This is a genomic window from Saccharopolyspora terrae (assembly GCF_004348435.1).
In the GTDB taxonomy this organism is placed as follows: domain Bacteria; phylum Actinomycetota; class Actinomycetes; order Mycobacteriales; family Pseudonocardiaceae; genus Saccharopolyspora; species Saccharopolyspora endophytica.
In genome coordinates this window covers 220,989-237,989 of sequence record NZ_SMKS01000002.1, presented here as the reverse complement: position 1 = coordinate 237,989, position 17,001 = coordinate 220,989, and the positions used below count along the sequence as shown (strand labels likewise).

Sequence of the window (17,001 nt, the reverse complement as noted above, 5' to 3'; positions counted from 1 at the left end):
CAGCTTTCCGGAACATTCGAGGAGAGCGGGATGCACGAACTCTTGGGGCAGATTTCCCGGACAGCCCCTCACCCGATGAAAGTCGGGTGACGGTGCCGAAATCTCGTTCCTGCGGCGAATGCGTCATCTGCTACCGGGCAGGAGGTCGGGTACGAGCCTGCTGGTGTCGGGAAGGACGTCGGTGACCGTGCTGGGCCGGGTCCTGCATGTGCTGCGGTAGCGCTCGGCGTTGGCTCCAGTGGGCCTCAGGGCTTGGTCGGCGAAGTAGACGATCGTCGCCGAATCCTGTTGGGAATTGCGGTGCAGGGTGATGTTGTGACCGGCGGCGGGAATGACGGCCGCGCGCAGGCAGGCTTGCGGGTGGAATCCGGGTGCCTCGTAGTTGCCGCGAGCTCTGTACCCACTGCCACAAGCCTTACCCGGCGAAAGCCTCAATAACCGGCTCACAGGTCGGCCATCGCTGCGGTGGGGTCCTCGATCGCGTCGGCGACGAAGCGGAGGAAACCGCCGGCTGTGCCGCCGTCGCAGACCCTGTGGTCGAAGGCCAGCGAGAGCTGCACGATCTGCCGTGCGACGAGCCCGCCATCGACGACCCAGGGGCGGGCGATGATCCGTCCCATGCCGAGGATGGCTACCTCCGGGTGGTTGATGATCGCCGCACTGCCGTCGACTCCCAGCACGCCGTAGTTGTTCAGGGTGAACGAGCCCGAGGTCAGTTCGGACGCCGTTGCCGCTCCGCCGCGGGCGGCCGCGGTGAGGCGCCGAATCTCGCCGTCGAGACCGCGCATGCCCAGGTGGTGGGCGTTTCGGACCGCCGGAACGACGAGGCCGCGATCGGTCTGCGCGGCGATGCCTAGGTTGACGCCGTCAAGATGGGCGATCTCCCCGCGCTCGGTGTCCACCCGCGAGTTCAGCTCGGGGAACCTCGTCAGTCCCGCGATGACGAAGCGGGCGACCATCGCGAGGACGCCCGGCGCCTCGCCGCGTTGCTTGAGCTGGGCGCGCAGTTCGAGCAGCGCTGTGGCATCGACGTCCACCCACGTGGTGGCCTCGGGAATCTCCGAACGGCTGCGGGACAGCTTCTCGGATACCGCTTTTCGCAGACCCGTCAGCGGAACACGCGTACCGACCGGCAACCCGGTGCGCCGGTCGAAGGCTTCCGCGGTGGAGGTTTCGCCTTCCTGCGGCGAGGATTCGCCGGTCGAAGGGCATTCGGTGGCCGCCTCCACATCGCGACGCAGGATCAGGCCGTCCGGCCCAGTGCCGGTCAGGGAATTGAGATCGACCCCGGCGCGGCGCGCCAGCTGGCGGACGATCGGTGACTGCACCGCCGGCCGGTCCCCGTTCCGTGTGGACCCGGCGTGGAGCGGGACGGCGACCGGAGCCGAGGCGCGTTTCCTGCGGCGTCGCTGGGAAGGCGCGGCGTCGGAGGTTCCGTAGCCGATCAGCACGTTGCCCGATCCGGCCCGCTCCTCTTCGACGTAGGTGGCTGCGGGACCGCTTGGGCCTTGTTCGTCCACGGAGATCAGCGGTTCGCCGACCTGGAGGACATCGCCCGCATCGCCGTGCAGCCGAGCGACCACGCCGCCGAAGGGCGCGGGTACCTCGACCGTCGCCTTGGCCGTTTCGACTTCGGCTACCGGTTCGTCGACGGCGATGGTGTCGCCGACCTTGACCAGCCAGCGGACGAGTTCGGCTTCGGTGAGCCCCTCCCCGAGGTCGGGAAGGGTGAAGACCTGTTCGCTCATGCGATGTCCTCCCATTGCAGCGAGTCGACGGTGTCGAGGATCCGGTCCGCGCTGGGCAGGAAGTAGCGCTCCAACTTGGGGGCCGGGTAGGGCACGTCGTAGCCGGTCGTTCGCCGCACGGGCGCCTCCAGGTGGTGGAAGCAGCGCTCCGAGACGCGCGCCGCGATCTCCGAGGCCACGGACGCGAAACCCGGGGCCTCGGCGACGACCACGGCTCGTCCGGTCTGGCAGACTTCGGCGCACACCGTGTCGTCGTCGAACGGGACGATCGAGCGCAGGTCCACCACGCCGAGGTCGCGGCCTTCCGCCGCGGCGTGCTCCGCCGCCGCCAGCGCCACGGGAACCGAGGGACCGTAGGCGATGAGCGTGGCGTCCCGACCCTGTCGGCGCACGATCGCGCGACCGATCGGCGGCACCCCGGCTTCGACGTCGACCTCCTCCTTGGCGAAGTAGTGCTTCTTCGGCTCCAGGAACACCACGGGGTCCGGGCTCTCGATCGCCGCGCGCAGCAGCCCGTAGGCGTCGGCGTTGGTGGCCGGTGCGACGACCGTCAGCCCTGGGGTGTGCGCGTAGTAGGCCTCGGACGAATCGCAGTGGTGCTCGACCCCGCCGATCCCGCCCGCGTAGGGGATGCGGATGACCATCGGCACCCGCATCCGGCCGCGCGTGCGGTTGGCCAGTTTGGCGACGTGGCTGGTGATCTGTTCGAACGCCGGGTAGGCGAAGGCGTCGAACTGCATCTCCACCACCGGCCGCATCCCGTTCATGGCCATCCCGACGGCCATCCCGACGATCCCGGACTCGGCCAGCGGGGTGTCGAAGCAGCGCGCCTCGCCGAAGTCGCGGGTCAGCCCGTCGGTCACCCGGAACACCCCGCCCAGCGGGCCGACGTCCTCACCGAACACGACCACCGAGTCGTCCGCGGTCATGGCGTCCCGCAGCGCGGTGTTGATCGCCTGCGCCATGGTCATCTTGTCGGCCATCACTGCTCCTCGAGCTCGAGTTCGGCCCGCACCGCCGCGCGCTGCTCGGCCAGCTGGGGCGTCGGAGTGGAAAACACGTGCGCGAACAGCTCTTCCGGGTCCACCGGCGACTCCGCGGCCAGTCCGGAACGGACCGCCGCCGCCATCTCCTCGGCGCCTGCCGCGATTTCCCGCTCGCGGGCCTCGTCGAGAGCACCCTCGGCGGTCAGGAAAGCCTGGAGGCGGACCAGTGGATCGCGTTGCACCCACGCGGCGACCTCGTCGTCGGTGCGGTATCGGGTCGCGTCGTCAGCGTTGGTGTGCGACTCGACGCGGTAGGTGTCGGCCTCGACCAATGTCGGCCCCGCACCCGCGCGAGCGCGGGCGACGGCCTCGCCGAGGACCGATTCCAGTGCGGCCAGGTCGTTGCCGTCGACCCGCATACCCGGCATCCCGTAGCCGACCGCCTTGGCGGCCAGCGACGGCGCGACCGACTGCCGGGCCAGCGGCACCGAGATCGCGTACTTGTTGTTCTGCACGAAGAACACCACGGGCGCGGAAAACACTGCGGCGAAGTTGCACGCCTCGTGGAAGTCGCCCTCGCTGGTGGCGCCGTCCCCGCACAGCGCCATGACGACCGCGTCCTCGCCGCGCAGCCGGGCCGCGTGGCCGACCCCGACCGCGTGGAGCAGTTGCGTCGCCAGCGGTGTCGCCTGCGGCGCGACCCGGTGGGCGACCGGGTCGTAGCCGCAGTGCCAGTCGCCGCGCAGCATGGTCAGCACCTCGACCGGGTCCACGCCGCGCGCGGCGATCGCCGCGGTGTCGCGGTAGGTCGGGAACAGCCAGTCGTCCTCGCGCAGCACCGAAGCGCACGCGACCTGGCACGCCTCCTGCCCCCGGGAGGAGGGGTACACCGCCAGCCGACCTTGCCGGACCAGCGCACCGGCCTGCTCGTTCAGCCGCCGGGCGAACACCAGCTTGCGGTAGCCCTCGACCAGGGCTTCGACGTCGGGCCGCTCAGCACCGGGCACCAGCCGGCCCGAATCGTCCAGCAGCCGGGACACCGCGATGGCCGGCTCGAACTGGTCGGTACTCATCTACACCTCCGTTGGCATGACACTGAGTGCAGATAGTGCCGCGTTCGGCTGCCAATCAACTACTGTCAACGGCAATCACGAGATGAACGGCCGTGTTGCGCCATCGGAGCGATCCGATTGGCTCGCGCATTGCCACGTTCGGACCCCGGGAGTGAGACGATTGGAAACCCCGCTGGACGAGATCGACCGGCAGATCATCCGCGAGCTCGAAGCCGACGGCAGGCTCTCGGGCCGCGCTCTGGCCGAGCGCGTGCCGATCTCCCGCGCGAACGCCTACGCCCGCGTCGAGCGCCTCGTCGCGGACGGCGTCATCACCGGATTCACCGTCCGCGTCGATCCGGTCAAGGTCGGCCAGACCACCTCCGCCTACGTCGCCATGACCGTGCGCCAGCACAACTGGCGGGACCTGCAGGAGCGCCTCCGCGCGATCCCGGAGGTCCGCCACATGGCCCTGATGGGTGGTGAGTTCGACGTGATGCTGCTGGTCCGGGCGGCCGGGAACGACGCACTGCGCCGGGTCGTGCTGGAACAACTGCAGGCGATCCCAGGGGTCCTGGCCACCCGGACGTTCCTCATCTTCGAAGACGCCGACAACTGACCGCGGCAATCATCGCGGCCAACACCGTTGTCGCGAGCGACGTTGCTCCCCCACTCGCGCCTGATGCGGACGTCACTCATCGGCACGACTTGTCCTCCAACCCGGCTGCCCGGATGAATGCCTGGGTCGCGGGCGGGAGCGGGCCACGGCGCAGCACCACGAGAATCGGCCTGCGGTAGATCGGGCGAACGGGCCGCAGCACGCACGAGCCGACCAGCGAAGCCGAGATCGGCGACCACCACAGCGCGAAGCCGACACCCTCGCTGACCATCGGCAGAACGGCGTCGATCGAGGCGACCTGGACCGGCCGGGGCGGTCTGCGGTCCCGGCGGTGCAGTTCCGCCTCGAACCACTGACGAGCGATGGAACGCTCACGCGCAACAGCGACCATGTCGAGGTCGACCAGCTCATCGATGTCGACCGGTTCACCGACCCCAGGGGAGCCAGGCGGAAAGATCGCGTGCAACTCCTGGTGCCCCACTTCGTGCGCGACGAGGCCGGGATCGGTGGTGGAGGAAACCGCAAGGCCCAGGTTGAACCGGCCGCGACGGACCTCCTCGGCGATGCGGGTGTTGTCGAGCTCGGCTTGAACCGAGATCGCCACTCGCGGGTGGGCACGTCGAAACGCCGCCACCACCGGCGGCAACCAGCCCGCGCTGACCGCAGGGATCGCCACGATGTCGATCGCACCGTCCCGCATGCCGAGCACATCGCGCGCGCTCTCCGCCGCCACGGCGAAATCACGGATCACCTGGTTAGCAGGTTCCAAGAGCGCCTGACCCATCCCGGTGAGCACCAGGCCGCCCGCCGCTCGCTCGAACAGGAGGCCGCCCAGCTCGGTTTCCAGCTTGCGCAGCGCGGCCGACACGGTCGGCTGCGAGACGTGCAGGTGCGCCGACGCACGGGTCACTCCCCCATGCTCGACGACGGCGAGGAAGTACTCGAGCTGTCGCCTCTCCATCCGACCACGATAGTGGAAACCTATGGCATCGCCCGAGGAGCGAACTAGATGGCTATCTCCGTTCCAAGTGGCGGGTGAACAGGGAAAATAGTGAACGGTGATGGGTTTGACAGAAAACAACAATTAGACGCTATCGACGGTGGTTCGTAGCGTTCCTGCATACGCGCCGTGGGCGCCCACCGACGACGGAAGCGACACCCGTGACACCCAACGTTCTCGTACTGATGTCCGATCAGCACGTGCCGCACGCCTCCGGGATGTACGGCAGCCCGCACGTCAGGACCCCGCACCTCGACGCGCTCTCAGCCCGCGGTACGACCTTTGACGCCGCGTACTGCAACTCCCCCATCTGCGTGCCGTCCCGCGCCGCGATGGCCACCGGCAGGTACGTGCACCAGACCGGGAACTACGACAACGCATCGCCCTACACCGGCACGGAGGCGCCCAGCTGGGGACATCGCGTCGAGGCGGCCGGAATTCCCCTGGTCACCATCGGCAAACTCCACTACCGCAGCGCCGCCGATGACACCGGCTTCTCCGACCAACGCCTGCCGCTGCACGTCAGAGGCGGCACCGGTGACCCCTTCCACTGCCTCCGCGAGCGCCAACCACCGGCACCGCAGCTGCGCGGGGCCGTGGTCGACACGACCCGCGGCGAATCCGATTACACGGTCCAGGACCGATCCGTGGCGAATGCGGCCGTCAATTGGCTGGCCGACGAGGCCCCGCGTGACCAGCCGTGGGTCGCCAAGGTTTCGCTCGTCACCCCGCACTACCCCTTCACCGTTCCCAGCGAGTTCCTCGACCTCTACACGGACATCGAGCCCCCGGCCCCGCTGCGCAACGACCCCGCGCAGTGGGACCAGCACCCTGCCATCGACTTCTACCGGCGCAGTTTCGGCTTCGACAGTCCGCTCACCGACGACGAGACCCGTCGAGCGCTGCGGCACTACTACGGCCTGGTCAGCTTCATGGACGCCCAGCTCGGCACCGTCCTCCAGGCCCTGGAGGACACCGGGCAGACAGAGAACACGATCGTGCTCTACGTCTCCGATCACGGCGAGCTGATGGGTACGGACGGAACGTGGTTCAAGGGAACGATGAACGAGCGATCCGTACGCATCCCCCTGCTGGCGGCCGGCCCAGGGATAGATGAGGGCGCGCGCTGCGCGACACCGGTGTCGCTGGTCGACGTCTACCCGACGATCCTCGACGCCCTCGGACTTCCCCCGCACCCCGACGACGCGGATCTGCCTGGACGTTCCCTGCTGCGGATCGAACCAGACGACCACGGTCGCACGGTGTTCACCGAATTCCACTCCGCCGGATCCGCATCCGGAAGCTTCATGATCCGCCGGGGGAACTGGAAGTACGAGCACCACGTCGGCTTCCCCGAGCGGCTGTTCGACCTCTCCGCAGACCCTGACGAGTGGCACGACCTCGCCGCGGACCCCGGTCACGCTGACGTCCTGGAATCCTGTCGCACCACTCTCTTCCAGATGTGCGACCCGGTCGAGGTCGACGCCCGCGTCAAGGCCGATCAGCGACGACGGGTGAACGAGTTCGGCGGTGTCGACGCCGTGCTCTCGGTACCCCTCATGACGCACTCGCCCACCACTGCCACCTGACTTGTTGTCCACGAACAAAGGCGTTCTCATGACATCAACCTCCACTGCGGACAGATCTCAGCTCCGCGCCGTGCGCAAGGTCGCCCTCGGCAGTTCCATCGGAACCACCGTCGAGGCCTACGACTTCCAGATCTACGGCGTCGCGTCGGCGCTGGTGTTCGGCAGCGTGTTCTTCGCCGGTGTGCCGGCATCGCTGGGAACGGTCTTCTCCTTCGCCACCCTCGCCGTCGGCTTCCTCGCCCGCCCTGTCGGCGCCATCGTCTTCGGGCACTTCGGCGACCGGGTCGGCCGCAAGAAACTGCTCGTCATCGCACTGATGGGCGCGGGTGGCTGCACCACGCTGATCGGGATGCTCCCGCCCCAAGCCTCGGTCGGCATCTGGGCACCCACCCTGCTCGTGGTGCTGCGTCTCATGCAGGGGCTCTTCCACGGGGGCGAGCAAGGCGGCGCGTTGCTCATGGCGGTCGAACACGCTCCGGCCCACCGGCGCGGCTGGTACGGCAGTTGGGCCTTCCTCGGCAGTCCGGGTGGTTCGCTGCTCGCCGCGGGGACGCTCTCGATCACGATCGCCGCAACCGGTGATTCCTTCCTCGCCTGGGGATGGCGCATTCCGTTCCTGGCCAGCTTCGTGCTGCTGGGCATCGGAATGGTCATCCGCGCCACAGTCTCCGAATCACCGGAGTTCGCCAAGCTCAAAGGCGAGGGTCAACGCGCGAAGTCCCCGTTGGCCGAGGTACTGCGCAACTCGTGGCGCCTCGTGCTCGCTGCCATCGGCGTCAACCTCGGATTCAACGCCTTCATCTGGGTGCTGCTCAGCTACAGCCTGGCTTACGGCACGCAGTACCTTGGGGTCGAACGCCAGGTGATGCTCACCAGCACCCTGGTCGGATCCGGTGCGATGGTCCTCGCGATCCTCGCCTTCGCCCGGCTCTCCGACGCCATCGGACGGATGCCCATCATGATCGGCGGAGCCCTGTTCTGCACCGCCTACCCTTTTCCGCTGTTCGCCTTGCTCGAAACGCGCAGCACCACGGTCATCACCACGGCGATCGTGGTCGGTTTCGTGGGAGCCTCAGCACTGTTCGGCCCGATGGCCGCGTTCCTCGCCGAGCTGTTCCCCACCAAGGTCGCCTACAGCGGCGTCTCCCTCGGATACTCCCTCGGCGCCGTCCTCGGCGGTGGCCTGGCCCCGTTCATCGCCAGCGTGCTGATGCACGCCAGCGGCGGGGCCTATTGGAGCGTGTCGCTCTACCTGACTATCGGTGCGCTCGTCACCCTGTTCTCCCTGCTCTATCTGCGCCGACGCGGACCCGCGCAGGCAGAGGCACTGGTCGAGGACGTGCCCGCGCACGAGACCACGAAGGTCCGGGCCGCTGCACCTGACGAACGCGGAGCAAGGTGACGATGACCGCGACGGAGAAGAACCATCCACTGGTCGTGGAGTTGACGAAACATCTGCCAGCGGGGGCGGTCGTCACCGACCCCGATCTGCTGGCGAGCTTCGAGCGCGACTCCGCCTCGCTGTGCGACTTCCACCTCCCACTTGCCGCAGTCGTGCCCTCGACCGAGAACGAGGTCCGCACGGCCATCACGCTCGCCGCCGCACATCGGGTGCCGGTCGTGCCCCAGGGCGCACTGACCGGCCTGGCAGGGGCTGCGAACTCCGTACGAGGTGGCATCGTGCTGAACACGCGGCGCCTCAACCGAATCCGGCACATCGACCCGGCCAATCGGGTCGCCGTCGTCGAGCCCGGGGTGTCCAACAAGGAACTGCGCGAAGCCGCCGCCGAGCACGGTCTGACCTACCGTCCGGAACCATCGAGCTGGGAATCCTCGACGATCGGCGGCAACATCGCCACCGACGCCGGCGGTCTGTGCTGCGTGAAGTACGGTGTGACACGTCGTTTCGTCCGCGGCTTGCGGGTCGTGCTCGCGGACGGCCGCATCACCGCGATCGGCCGCAGCACCATCAAAGGCGTGGCCGGACTGAGCCTGACCGACCTGTTCGTCGGTTCGGAGGGCACGCTCGGCATCATCACCGAGGCCACCGTCGCGCTCGATACCCCGGCGGAGGCGCCGCTGACCCTCGCGGCGACGTTTCACGAAGCCACCGACGCCGGGCGCGCGGTGGCCGCCGTCCGGGCCCGCGGTATGACACCGAGCCTGTTCGAGCTGGTGGACCGCACCACACTCCGCGCCATCGATGCGCACGCGAGGATGGGGCTCGGCGACGCCGGTGCGCTCCTGATCGCGCAGTCCGACTCGGGAACCGGCGCAGGACAGGAACTCGACATCATCGCCGAGGCCTGCCACGAAGCCGACGCCATCGACGTGGTGGTCGGTGAAGATCCGGCAGAGTCCGAACAGCTGATCCAGGCCCGCCGTCTCGCCCATCCCGCGTTGGAGGCACTCGGCCCCTTGCTGGTCGACGACGTCGCCGTCCCCGTTTCCGAACTCGCCTGGATCATCGGCGAGATCGAGGCGCTGGCACAGCGGGCCGGGCTGACCATCGGTGTCGTCGGCCACGCGGGCGACGGCAACCTGCACCCCGCCGTCGTCGTCGACCCCACAAACCCGTCGTCACTGGAAGCCGCGCACCGGGCGATCAACGACATCGTCGACCTCGCGCTCAGCGTTGGCGGCACCGTCACGGGCGAGCACGGGATCGGACTGTTGAAGGTGCCCATGTTGGAACGGGAGCTTGACCCGGTCGCCGCCGATCTGCAGCGGCAGATCAAGGAGTTGTTCGACCCGCACTACCTGCTCAATCCCGGCAAAGTGATGACCGCACCCGCGGTGAACGAATGACGTCGCTCAGCAGGTCATGAACGAGAACGCACCACTCCCTGATGGCGGCGACAACGAGTCCACGGTGGGGTTCTGCAATGCCAAACGGCCGGTGCTTACCGAGATGACCAACGCCTTCCACCCCGACCGAAGCAGGGGTTGCCCAGGCTTCGGTTGTCCACCACTCTCATAATCGCGGAAGCAGAAACGATCTCTGGCACCTACGGTGCTGACGACTTGGACACGATTACCGAGGTCGCTGCTTGGCTCCCTCGCCCGTGACCCGTCCCGAGTCCCTTTGACGGACAGGGGTGCCTGGCCACCTCGGGTTCCAGGAATGGGATCCCGGCCCCGTACTTGCATACAAGTGTCTGATCAACCCGTGTTCACTGATTCGGCGGTTCCAAGCTCTAGAGATCATCGACCGAGTGGTCTTGTTCCAACCAACCAATGAGCAGACCGCTCATCAGCTTTCGTGCGCGCGAACAAGAGCAGCGCTCAGGCAAACATGCCCACCACCCACCGTCTCATCCAGCCCCATTTTCAGAAGATCGGCAGCTGCGTGCCATCGGGGTGCGGTGTCTCGGACGCAGAATTACCCCGCGGGGTTGATTTTTCGGAGTGCAGGGGCCTTGATGTCAGCTGAGGCGAGACCGCAGTCTCGCCTCAGCTGTGCGTGCTGCTGGTTTCGGGCAAGCCCTCCTGGCTGGCGCTCAGGCCGGACTCGTCGTCGCCAGCCTCGGGCACGTACGCGGCCTTCTGCCCAACTCGGCACTCCGGCATCGCCATTGCATCAACCCGCTCCTGATCCCTGACGCGTCCTGTAGCCGAATCTGCCGCATTCACCTCAGCTTTGCAGTGTTCCGGCCAGGCTCGGGAGCAGGCTGCTTGGGCTGGCTTCCGTCACCGCGTTGCCCCATCGAGTTCAACTGATGGATCCCAGCTGAGATCGCGCCGCGGCCCGGAGCGGCATGGGCTCATGCGGGCTGCGGCGCGGGTCTCGTCAGCCGGCGTCAGTGGGATTCAGGCGCGGTCGTTCACCTTCTCCAGTGGTGCCAGGAGCATGGTTGAGGTGTCCAGTCGTTCGTTGGTGCCCTGGCCGTCGACCAGTTCCCGGGCTTCCTCTCTGCTGGAGACCACTGGGACCGATCCGCGCAGCGGGCGCGCGGCTGTCTCTCGCATGCACAGTGCGGCGACCACTGCGATGACGGAGAAGAACATGACGTAGAAGGCGGGGGCGTAGCTGTTTCCCGTCACCTGCACGAGGAGCTGGGAGACGAGTGGCACTGTGCCGCCGAACAGCGAGGTCGCGATGTTCTGCACGAAGCCGACGGCGCAGTACCGCGACGCGGTCGGGTACAGCTCGGCCATCACGGCGGCGTTCATGCACAGGAACAGCGTCCCCGGGATCATCACGAGCATCAGCGCGACGTAGAGCGACCAGGTGGTGCCCAGGTTCATCAGTGCGAACGCCGGGACCAGAAGGAGCAGGTTGCCGATGGCCGCGGCGAGGTAGACCGGCTTGCGCCCGAGCCTGTCCGACATCCGCCCGAAGATCGGCAGCAGCGCGGCCTGCAGCACGAGGATGACGACCGTGGCGAGCGCCGTGTGGAACGTGGCGATCCCGACCTGGGTTTCCAGGTAGGTGGGCATGTAGCTGGTCAGGGTGTACGACGAGGCGGCGTCGGCACCGATGAGGGCGATGCCGATCAGCACCTGCGGCCAGTAGTGCTTGAGAACCCCGGGGAGGTTGTGGCGGACGAACATCGGGTTGGCCGCTTGTGCCGCGGTCTTCTGCTGGGCCGCCTCGAAGCTGGGCGACTCCGAGACCCTGCTGCGCAGTGCGACCGCGATGATGCCGAGGACGAACGCCACGAGAAAGGGAATGCGCCAGCCGCCGTTGACCATGGCGTCGGGACCCCAGAAGTGGGTGGCGATGCCGCTGGTCACCGCAACAACACCGGCGCCTGCCGCGAAACCCAGCTGGGAGCCGCTGTTGAGCAGCGACGTCCAGAACCCGCGGTTCTTGTCCGGTGCGAACTCCGCGATGTAGGTCGCCGCACCGGAGTACTCGCCACCGGTGGAGAAACCTTGGACCATGCGCAGCAAGTAGAGGGGCACGACGGCCCAGGCGCCGATTTGGCCAGCACCAGGCAGGAGGCCGATCAGCGTGGTGGCGACTGCCATGAGCGCGATGGTGAAGAACATGACCTTGCGGCGGCCGATCTTGTCGCCCAGGGGACCCAGGATGATGCCGCCGATCGGGCGCACCAGGAACGACACGGCGAACCCGAGCAGCGTCACGAGCAGACCGAGCTTCTCGTCCATGCCCGCGGTGAACACTTGGGTCAGGGTGACGGCGAGGTAGCCGTAGACCCCGACGTCATACCACTCCATGAAGTTGCCGACACCAGCGCCGACCTGCGCCCGGACGAGGGCCGGTTTGTCGAGGACGATGCAGTCCTCCTCGCGAAGGCTGCGCGCGCCTTCGGGTTTTGCGGAGTGGCTGTTTCTACTACCTGTTTCGGACATCCTTGTCCCTCGTTTCTGACGATCGAGGCGAGTCAACGCGGCGCGGGACCTCGAAGGTGGTCCCGGCTTCGTCGAGGTGAGGCCCGTGTCGGCTGCGCGGCGATCAGCAGGGCTCACGTGCCAACATCGCGCCCTTGTTCCTTTGTCCGTCGTTCGTCCAGTTCGCCTTCGGGCGACCAGATGGCTCCCTCCTGGTGAAAGGCGGCGGTCGCGAATCCCCACCAGCGGCAGCGGTGTTCATTTTTCGAACGTGATGACCAAAAACCTTGGCAGAGCCCTAGCGGCTCGTCAAGGGTTTCGGCGAACTGGACAACACCTTGCCGCTAACCCTCGCGGCGCCGGTCGACGACGAACGTCCAGGCCGGCCAGCCATAGGACCGATGGGTCACGTGTACAGCGCGCGAGCGGGCAACGGCGTTCCACCAGCAACTCCGCGCACGTCGTGGAGCCCGGGAACTCGACGGACCCTTGACCGGGATGCACCCGCCTCAGTAGGTTCTCATCACCGAACATTTCGTTCGAATATTGAACGTCGTACGGAGGTGCTGCCACTCGCACATTGCGCGCCGCGGCCCCCCGCGGCGTTCCGGGACGCCCGCGGCAGCCGTCCGATGACTGCGGCGGCCGGCCACGGGGCGCGAGCTCGATGCCGGCCGTCGACCGTGCATGATCGCTCGATCAGCGCCGCAAATGGTTCCGTGCGAACGAAGCGGTCGAAGAGCGCTCCCCCGCTGCCCCTACACCTCGCAGCCCGTCACCGGAACTCAATCCGAACGCAGACGAACCGAGGAGCTTTCTGCATGTCGCAGCAATTGAGCGGAATTCTCACAGCCCTGCCCACCCCGTTCACCGCCGACGGGAAGATCGATGTCGCGGCGCTGGGACGCGTGGTCGATCGCAACATCGACGGGGGTGTCGACGGGCTGGTCGCGTGCGGCTCGACCGGCGAGTTCGCCGCCATGAGCGAGCACGAGCGCCGCCTGGTCGTGGAGACCGTGGTCGAGCACGCGGCCGGGCGCGTCCCGGTGATCGCGCAGACCGGAGCGGTGAGCACCGCCGAGGCCATCCGGCTGTCCCGACACGCGCAGGAGTGCGGCGCCTCGGTCGTCATGCTGGTCACGCCCTACTACGAGCCGCTCACCGAGGACGAGACCGAGCACTACCTGCGCACCGTCGCCGAGAGCGTCGACATCCCGGTGATGCTCTACAACATGCCCGGCGTGACCGGGGTCGATCTCTCCCCCGAAACCATCGGCCGGCTTGCCCGCGAAGTCGACAACATCGAATATGTCAAGGACACCAACGCGGATATGTCCCGGGTGCGCCAGCTCATCCACCGCTACGGCGACGTGATCACCACCTTCGGCGGATGGGACACCCTCATCCTGGCCACCCTGACTGAAGGCGCGGCCGGCGTGGTCGCCGGTAGCGGCAACGTGGTGCCGGCCGAACTGGTCTCCATCCATCGCGCGTTGCAGGCCGGGGAGCTGGACCGGGCGCGCGCTGAGTGGTCTCGGCTCTACCCGCTGATGGAATCGCTGATGTCGATGCCGTTCGTTCCCGCGGTCAAGGCGATCCTCAACTCGCTGGGTCTGCCGGTGGGCACACCGCGCAGTCCGCTGCTGGAGCTGAACTCCGAGACCGCCGACCGGGTTTCGGCCGAAGCCGCCGCAGCTCTGGGCCAGCGGGCACCGCTGCCGACCACCGCCCCGGGCAAGGTGCTGCGCAGCGCCGATTCCCGTCCGCTGTGCTCGGAGTCGGACCTGCCGCCGTCCCGTCACTTCATCGACGGCGGCTACGTCGGTTCCACCTCCTCTCGGGTGCTCGACGTGGTCGATCCGTGTTCGGAGCGGGTGCTGTGCCACACCCCTGACGGCACCGCCGAGGACGTCGACCGAGCGGTCGCCGCTGCGGTGACGGCCAAGGCGTCCTGGGCGCGGCTGGTTCCCAAGGACCGTTCGGACGCGCTGCACGCGATCGCGAACCGCGTGGAGGCGCACGGCGATCTGCTCGCCAGGATGGAAGCGGCAAACACCGGCAAACCACTGGCCGTCGCGCAGGACGACATCGCAGGCACCGTCGACACCTTCCGGTTCATGGCCGGAGCGGTGCGCGCGGCGACCTCGATGGCCGGGGGTGACTACCTCGACGACCACCTGTCGGTGATCCAGCGCGAGCCGGTCGGCGTGGTCGGCGTGGTGACGCCGTGGAACTACCCGCTGATGATGGCCGCCTGGAAGATCGCGCCCATCCTGGCTGCGGGCAACACCTGCGTGCTCAAGCCGTCCGAGCAGACCCCGGTGACCACCCTGAAGTTCGCCGAGCTCGTCGCCGACCTGATCCCGGCCGGCGTGCTCAACATCGTCACCGGGCGCGGCGACGTGGTCGGTGCGCGGCTGTCCTCGCACCCGGCCATCGACCTCGTGGCGCTGACCGGCTCGGTCAACAGCGGTCGCGCGGTTGCCCGGGCAGCCGCCGAAGGCCTCAAGCGGGTGCACCTCGAACTCGGCGGCAAGGCACCGGTGCTGATCTTCGAGGACGCCGACCTGGCCGCCGCCGCCGAAACCTTGCGCACCGCCTCGTTCTGGAACTCGGGCCAGGAGTGCGGCGCCGCCTGCCGCGTGCTGGTGCACGAGTCGGTGGCCGACCGCTTCGTCGAGCACCTCGTGCGCGAAGCCGCGTCGCTGACGGCGGGCGAGCCCGCAGTGGACGGTGTGGAGATCGGTCCGGTGGTGTCGAAGGCGCACTTCGACCGCGTGCGCGGTTACCTGGAGCGTGCGCAGCGGGACGGGGCGCGGGCTGCCCTCGGCGGTGGCGCGCTGGACGGACCGGGGTACTTCGTGGCGCCCACCGTGCTGGTTGACGTGCGCGAGGGCGCGGAGATCACCCGTGAGGAGGTCTTCGGCCCGGTGGTCACCGTGGAAACCTTCCGCGACGAGGAGGAAGCGGTGCGGCGGGCCAACGACGTGCCCTACGGACTCTCCGCCTCGGTGTGGACTGAGAACGCCCGCCGCTCGCACGAACTTCCGGCGCGCATCGACGCCGGCACGGTCTGGGTGAACTCGCACCTGGCCCTGGCCAACGAGGTGCCGCGGGGTGGGTTCAAGGGCTCCGGCTACGGCCGCGACCTGTCCATCTACGCTCTCGACGACTACTCACGCACCAAGCACGTGATGCACAACCACGCTCGCTGACACGCCGTTCGATCCAAGTGCCCGTCGTGCCAACCACGCACGCCGGGCTCTTGGATCGAGAACGCCGCTCTTTCAGGCGAGCTGCTGCAGCACGTGGCCCATTCGGTCCCGCTTGGTGGCCAGGTAGCGCATGTTGTGCTCGTTGGGCTCGGCCTCCAGCGGAAGCCGCTCGCTGATGGTGATACCCCGATCGGCCAGCGCACGGCACTTGTCCGGGTTGTTGGTCAGCAGGCGCACCGACCCCACGCCGAGTTCGGTGAGGATGAGCGCGGCCGGGTCGTAGTCGCGGCTGTCCACCGGCAGGCCCAACGCGCGGTTGGCCTCCAGGGTGTCCATCCCCTGGTGCTGCTGGAGCTCGTAGGCGCGAAGCTTGTGCCCCAACCCGATACCGCGGCCCTCGTGCCCGCGCATGTAGACGATGACGCCGCGCCCGGCGGTGGCGATCGACTCCATCGCGGTGCGCAGCTGCGAGCCGCAGTCGCAGCGCAGCGAGCCGAGCAGGTCGCCGGTGAGGCACTCGCTGTGCAGCCGGACACGCACGTCCTCACCATCGACCTCGCCCAGCACCAGCGCGAGATGTTCGACCCCGTCAGCGGTTTCGTAGCTCAGCGCGCGAAACTTTCCCAACTCAGTCGGCAGTTCGGCCTGCCCGGTGCGGCGGACCCCGCCGTGCTCGCGCATCCAGTCCACCAGAGCGGCGATCGAGATCATCGGGATGCCGTGCTCCGCCGCGAAGGCGTCCAGCTCGGGTCGGCGCATCATCTCCTTGCGGTCGGGCGTGACGATCTCGCACAGCAGAGCGGCGCCGCTGAGTCCTGCCGCGCGGCACAGGTCCACGCCGGCCTCGGTGTGACCGGTGCGCTCCAGCACGCCGCCGGGCTTGGCGCGCAACGGCATCACGTGGCCGGGACGCGCCAGCTCGGACGGCGCGAGCGTCGGATCGGCCAGCGCCCGGACGGTGGCGGCGCGGTCGGCGGCGCTGATGCCTGTGGTCGTGCCGTGCCGGTAGTCGACGCTGATCAGGAATGCCGTGCCGTGGCTCTCCGTGTTGGCGGTGACCATCAGGTCCAGGTCGAGCTCAGCGGCCCGGCGCTCGTCGACAGCCACGCACAGGAACCCCGAGGTGTGTTCCAGGAAGAACGCGACCTCATCGGTGGTGGCGTGTTCGGCGCCCATGATCAGGTCGCCTTCGTTCTCGCGGTCCTCGTCGTCGACGACGAGGACCTTCCCGCCTGCGGCGAGGGTGGCGACGGCTTCGGCAATGCTCGACGTGGGCATCGATCTCTCCTGCACGCGTGGATCACCCGGCTGGACGCTGAACGCCGCTGCGAGTGATGACCGGATCCTGCGCGCTGGGCCGTCCGTAGGACATACCGCAACGCTCGTTCATTAAATGAACGTCTTGTTCACGGATGGTGGCACTGCGCCCGCATGACGTCAAGCAAAAATACGCCTTTTACCTTGCACATCCCCGCACGGAATGACTCTTGACGC

At 68.0% G+C, this 17,001-nt stretch carries 11 protein-coding genes; 5 read left to right on the top strand and 6 right to left on the bottom strand.

Annotated elements, in window-relative coordinates:
* Nucleotides 1–443 precede the first annotated feature (443 nt).
* The 3 genes from E1181_RS02865 to pdhA are packed head-to-tail and all read right to left on the bottom strand — an operon-like array spanning nt 444 to nt 3,807.
* Entirely contained in the window at nt 444–1,748 is a 1,305-nt protein-coding gene (locus E1181_RS02865; protein WP_132672291.1) for a dihydrolipoamide acetyltransferase family protein, read from the bottom strand.
* Entirely contained in the window at nt 1,745–2,731 is a 987-nt protein-coding gene (locus tag E1181_RS02860) for an alpha-ketoacid dehydrogenase subunit beta (RefSeq protein WP_132672290.1), read from the bottom strand. The genes E1181_RS02865 and E1181_RS02860 overlap by 4 nt, the downstream gene beginning before the upstream one ends.
* Nucleotides 2,731–3,807: a pyruvate dehydrogenase (acetyl-transferring) E1 component subunit alpha gene (gene pdhA, locus E1181_RS02855; protein ID WP_132672289.1), complete on the bottom strand. Its 1,077-nt coding sequence runs from the start codon at nt 3,805–3,807 to the stop codon at nt 2,731–2,733. Before pdhA ends, E1181_RS02860 begins: the two co-directional genes overlap by 1 nt.
* 160 nt (nt 3,808–3,967) lie before the next feature.
* On the opposite strand from pdhA, the gene E1181_RS02850 reads away from it, so the two are divergent.
* Nucleotides 3,968–4,405, top strand: a complete 438-nt coding sequence (locus E1181_RS02850) for an Lrp/AsnC family transcriptional regulator (protein ID WP_235875866.1) — start codon at nt 3,968–3,970, stop codon at nt 4,403–4,405.
* A gap of 76 nt (nt 4,406–4,481) precedes the next feature.
* On the opposite strand, the gene E1181_RS02845 is transcribed toward E1181_RS02850, so the two are convergent.
* Complete coding sequence (locus tag E1181_RS02845) at nt 4,482–5,486, bottom strand: LysR family transcriptional regulator (protein WP_132672287.1); 1,005 nt, start codon at nt 5,484–5,486, stop codon at nt 4,482–4,484.
* A gap of 80 nt (nt 5,487–5,566) precedes the next feature.
* Between E1181_RS02845 and E1181_RS02840 the strand changes: the two genes are divergently transcribed.
* Genes E1181_RS02840 through E1181_RS02830 form a run of 3 tightly spaced genes read left to right on the top strand, consistent with a single transcriptional unit; the run spans nt 5,567 to nt 9,802 of the window.
* On the top strand, nt 5,567–6,994 hold the full coding sequence (locus tag E1181_RS02840; RefSeq protein WP_268952422.1) for a sulfatase-like hydrolase/transferase: 1,428 nt from the start codon (nt 5,567–5,569) through the stop codon (nt 6,992–6,994).
* Nucleotides 6,995–7,022: 28 nt separating this feature from the next.
* A complete protein-coding gene (locus E1181_RS02835) occupies nt 7,023–8,396 on the top strand; it encodes an MFS transporter (protein WP_132672285.1) in 1,374 nt (457 codons plus the stop codon).
* A 2-nt stretch (nt 8,397–8,398) separates the two neighbouring features.
* Complete coding sequence (locus tag E1181_RS02830) at nt 8,399–9,802, top strand: FAD-binding oxidoreductase (protein WP_132672284.1); 1,404 nt, start codon at nt 8,399–8,401, stop codon at nt 9,800–9,802.
* A gap of 1,002 nt (nt 9,803–10,804) precedes the next feature.
* Here the strand turns inward: E1181_RS02830 and E1181_RS02825 are convergent.
* Nucleotides 10,805–12,313: an MFS transporter gene (locus tag E1181_RS02825; protein ID WP_132672283.1), complete on the bottom strand. Its 1,509-nt coding sequence runs from the start codon at nt 12,311–12,313 to the stop codon at nt 10,805–10,807.
* Between the two features lie 800 nt (nt 12,314–13,113).
* Between E1181_RS02825 and dapA the strand changes: the two genes are divergently transcribed.
* Complete coding sequence (gene dapA, locus E1181_RS31260) at nt 13,114–15,507, top strand: 4-hydroxy-tetrahydrodipicolinate synthase (RefSeq protein WP_235875821.1); 2,394 nt, start codon at nt 13,114–13,116, stop codon at nt 15,505–15,507.
* A gap of 72 nt (nt 15,508–15,579) precedes the next feature.
* Here dapA and ribA read toward each other — a convergent pair whose 3' ends face one another.
* Entirely contained in the window at nt 15,580–16,785 is a 1,206-nt protein-coding gene (ribA, locus tag E1181_RS02815; protein WP_132672281.1) for a GTP cyclohydrolase II, read from the bottom strand.
* Nucleotides 16,786–17,001: the final 216 nt, after the last annotated feature.